At 59.0% G+C, this 3,581-nt stretch carries 3 protein-coding genes; 2 read left to right on the top strand and 1 reads right to left on the bottom strand.

Annotated elements, in window-relative coordinates; genetic code table 11:
* Positions 1 to 109: 109 nt before the first annotated feature.
* Positions 110 to 814: a serine O-acetyltransferase gene (gene cysE / locus FGQ61_RS09455; RefSeq protein ID WP_138375362.1), complete on the bottom strand. Its 705-nt coding sequence runs from the start codon at positions 812 to 814 to the stop codon at positions 110 to 112.
* Between the two features lie 223 nt (positions 815 to 1,037).
* Between cysE and FGQ61_RS09450 the strand changes: the two genes are divergently transcribed.
* Together FGQ61_RS09450 and FGQ61_RS09445 are read left to right on the top strand one after the other, a co-directional pair.
* Positions 1,038 to 1,676 carry a DedA family protein gene (locus FGQ61_RS09450; protein ID WP_138113555.1) on the top strand — a complete coding sequence of 213 codons (639 nt, stop codon included), beginning with the start codon at positions 1,038 to 1,040 and terminating at the stop codon, positions 1,674 to 1,676.
* Positions 1,677 to 1,973: 297 nt separating this feature from the next.
* On the top strand, positions 1,974 to 3,026 hold the full coding sequence (locus tag FGQ61_RS09445; RefSeq protein ID WP_138375361.1) for a branched-chain amino acid aminotransferase: 1,053 nt from the start codon (positions 1,974 to 1,976) through the stop codon (positions 3,024 to 3,026).
* Positions 3,027 to 3,581 lie beyond the last annotated feature (555 nt).

Below are 3,581 nucleotides of genomic sequence, written 5' to 3'. Positions count from 1 at the left end.
AGTCCCTTGCGGCGTAGTTCTTATTTAAGCCGTCCAGGTTTTGGGGTGCAGTTCATTCCCTGGCGCGCCTTTGCGTTGATGCCGATGTCGTTTTGTGCCGCTTGCGTTCCTAGCGTTCGTCCACGAGCTTGGCGACGAGGGCCTTGAGCTCGGCCACCTCTCGCTCGAGTTCCTTGACGCGGCGGGCATTCTCGGTGATGCCCTGGCGGTTGAGGGCGGACTGCTCGGCGGCGTCATCGGGCATGTACTCGCGATGCTGCTTGGCGTCGAAACTCTCCTCGAACACACGGCAGCCGTTGCGCTTGATGATGCGTCCCGGCACGCCCACGACGGTGCAGTTGTCGGGGACGTCCTTAACGACGACCGAGTTGCCGCCGATCTTGACGTTGTTGCCGATGCAGATGTTGCCGAGCACCTTGGCGCCCGTGCCCACGGTGACGTTGTTGCCGAGCGTTGGGTGACGCTTGCCGGTCTCGTTGCCGGTGCCGCCGAGCGTGACGCCCTGGTAGAGCACACAGTTGTCGCCCACAATGGTGGTCTCGCCGATGACGACGCCCATGGCGTGGTCGATAAAGAAGTGCTTGCCAATCTGCGCGGCAGGGTGAATCTCGACGCCGGTGATGTGGCGGGTGATTTGCGAGAGCACGCGGGCGAGCGAGCGATGACCGTGCTCCCACAGCCAGTGCTCGGGCACGTGGTTCCACTTGGCGTGCAGGCCAGGATAGGAAAGAAAGATGACCAGACCGTTTTGCGCGGCGGGGTCCTGCGCCTGGACGGTCTTGATGTCCTCGCGAATGGTATTGATAAAGCTCACCGGCCGCCCTCCCTTAGCGCCATGGCAATGCGATTCAATAAAGTATAGCGATTCGCTAGGGATTAAAAAGGACAATCTTGGCGGCTTTGCGCTACAAGTGTCAGTTATGCAAACTTGCTGGTAATGGAGTCATGCTTTTGTGGGGTTGCGCACGAGGGGGCACCGCAACCGTATACTGGTCAACTTGGACGTATCCGCGCCCACAACTGAGAGGTTTTACTTCATGGGTTTCATCAATTTTATTGCCGAGCTGCTTAAGGACCCGCGCACCGCGATCGCCAGCTGGATCGCCGCCGGCCCGCTTATGGCCTACGGCTGCGTGTTCCTGATCATCTTTATCGAGACGGGCGTGGTGTTCTTCCCGTTCCTTCCCGGTGATTCGCTGCTGTTCGCCTCGGGTTTCTTTGCCCACAACGGCGGCTTTAACATCGTGGCGCTTCTGGCCACCGCATGGGCCGCTGCCATTTTGGGCGATCAGTGCAACTTTATGATCGGTCACTTCTTTGGCCGCAAGATCATCGCTTCGGGCAAGGTCAAGGCCATGACGCCCGAGCGCATCAAAAAGTCCGAGGACTTCTTGGACAAGTGGGGTCACCTGGCCATCTTCCTGGGTCGCTTCTTCCCGTTTATCCGCACCTTTGTGCCCTTTATCGCTGGCATGGGCGGCATGCACTGGCGCAACTTTGTCGTCTTTAACGTGCTGGGCGGCATTACCTGGTCGACGGTCTTTACGCTGCTGGGCTACTTCTTTGGCGGCATTCCCTTTGTGCAAGAGCACTTTGAGCTGCTGATTATCGGCATCGTTGCCGTGTCGATCATCCCGACCGTGGTCGGTCTGGTTAAGGCCAAGCTGGGTAAATAGAACGCCTAGCTCGAGCCAGCGCGCAGACCGTACAGTTGAGGCCCGTCACCGCTTACGGTGGCGGGCCTTTTTGCTTCGGTCAAATGAAAATACTTTACTTAGTTAAAGAAAAGCGTTTTATCAGACGCATGCGGGGAGTACAATCTCGTGCATGCGAATCGACGTGCCATCGGCTTTGATGCTGCTCGCGTGTCCCGTCCGGCTCTACGCTCCGGGCGTGCGACGTTGCGACGCGGTCGGCCTCGGTCCTTGCGTGCGGGTTCGCGAGTATGCAACTGTGTATGTAAGGAGCGACATATGACTGTCGAGAAGAAGGATATCGATTGGGGTAGCCTCGGCTTTGGCTACATGAAGACCGATTACAGCTACGAGGCTCATTGGAAGGATGGCGAGTGGGACGAGGGCGGCCTGACCACCGACCACACCCTGCATGTCTCCGAGTGCGGCGGTATCTTCCATTACTGCCAGGAGGTCTTTGAGGGCCTGAAGGCCTACACCGCCGAGGACGGCAGCATCGTCTGCTTCCGTCCCGACATGAACGCTGAGCGTATGTATAACTCTGCCCAGCGCCTCGAGATGCCCCCGTTTCCCAAGGACAAGTTCGTTGAGGCCGTCAAGCAGGTCGTTTCTGCCAACGCCGCCTGGGTTCCGCCCTTCGGTTCCGGCGCGACCCTGTACGTGCGTCCGTTTATGATCGGCTCCGGTGACGTGATCGGCGTGGCTCCCGCTCCTGAGTACACGTTCCGCATTCTCGGGACCCCGGTCGGTCCGTACTTTAAGGGCGGCCTCAAGCCCGTCAAGCTGCGCGTTTCCGAGTATGACCGTGCTGCACCGCACGGCACCGGCAACATCAAGGCCGGCCTGAACTACGCCATGTCCCTTAAGCCCACGATGGAGGCCCATCGCGAGGGCTATGCCGAGAACCTGTATCTCGACTCCGAGTCCCGCACCTATGTCGAGGAGACCGGTGGCGCCAACGTCCTGTTCGTGAAAGAGGATGGCACGCTCGTCGTTCCGCAGTCGCACACCGACTCCATCCTGCCCTCTATCACCCGTCGTTCGCTCGTTCAGGTTGCTCAGGACCTGGGCATGACCGTTGACCAGCGCCCCGTCGAGTGGGCCGAGGTCAAGGCCGGCACCTTTGTGGAGTGCGGCCTGTGCGGCACCGCTGCCGTCATCTCTCCGGTTGGCGAAATCGACAACAAGGTTTACGGCGCCGACGAGACCGTGACCTTCCCGGCTGGATACACCGAGATCGGCCCTGTGATGAAGAAGCTTCGCGAGACCCTGACTGGTATCCAGTCTGGTGCTGTCGAGGACAAGCACAACTGGGTTTACACCGTCGCGTAATTTGTCTTACCTATCCGGGCAGAGAACAAGTTCCCTCCCGGCGCGTCCTCGGACATGCAAGAAGCCCTCGCTGCGCACTTCGTGCGGCGAGGGCTTCTTGCGTCCTGCGGAGTGCGCCGGGAGGGAACTTGTTCTCTGCCCTGCGGGTTCGGCGATGTCACAACGGGCAATGATTAATCTGAATAAAGATGGTGCGCGGCCTTTTAGGCTGCGCTTTTGCTTTGCTTCGCGCCATGTGGGGGCGGTGGCGACGTGCATTTTTGCGAGTATTCTGCAGTCGAAGGTCCCTGCATACCGATCTCGGGCAAAAAATCGGGAGTTCTCGATGTTTTCTACGAATGATGGGCGGGGTTATGGGCTGGCAGCGTTTGATTTGCAGGGATATTCGCGGTCTTTGGCATTTATCGTGGCGCCCGAAGCTCTTGGTTATGTTGAATACTCCTAAAAATGCACGACGCTTAGAGGGGGACCTTCGCGAAAAAGGAAACCGCCCCGTCGAAGTGAACCGCGCCCCAAATCTTGGACGCCCTAAATAGCGACTAGGCCGCAAGGGCC

Origin of the sequence: Collinsella aerofaciens (assembly GCF_005844325.1) — a bacterium.
Lineage (GTDB): Bacteria > Actinomycetota > Coriobacteriia > Coriobacteriales > Coriobacteriaceae > Collinsella > Collinsella aerofaciens_G.
The sequence above is the reverse complement of the archived record's forward strand: the minus strand, read 5'-3'. Positions and strand labels throughout refer to the sequence as shown.

Coding starts and splice junctions, on each gene's coding strand:
- FGQ61_RS09450 (WP_138113555.1), top strand. CDS start 1,038: ATGGGTTTCATCAATTTTATTGCCGAGCTGCTTAAGGACCCGCGCACC.
- FGQ61_RS09445 (WP_138375361.1), top strand. CDS start 1,974: ATGACTGTCGAGAAGAAGGATATCGATTGGGGTAGCCTCGGCTTTGGC.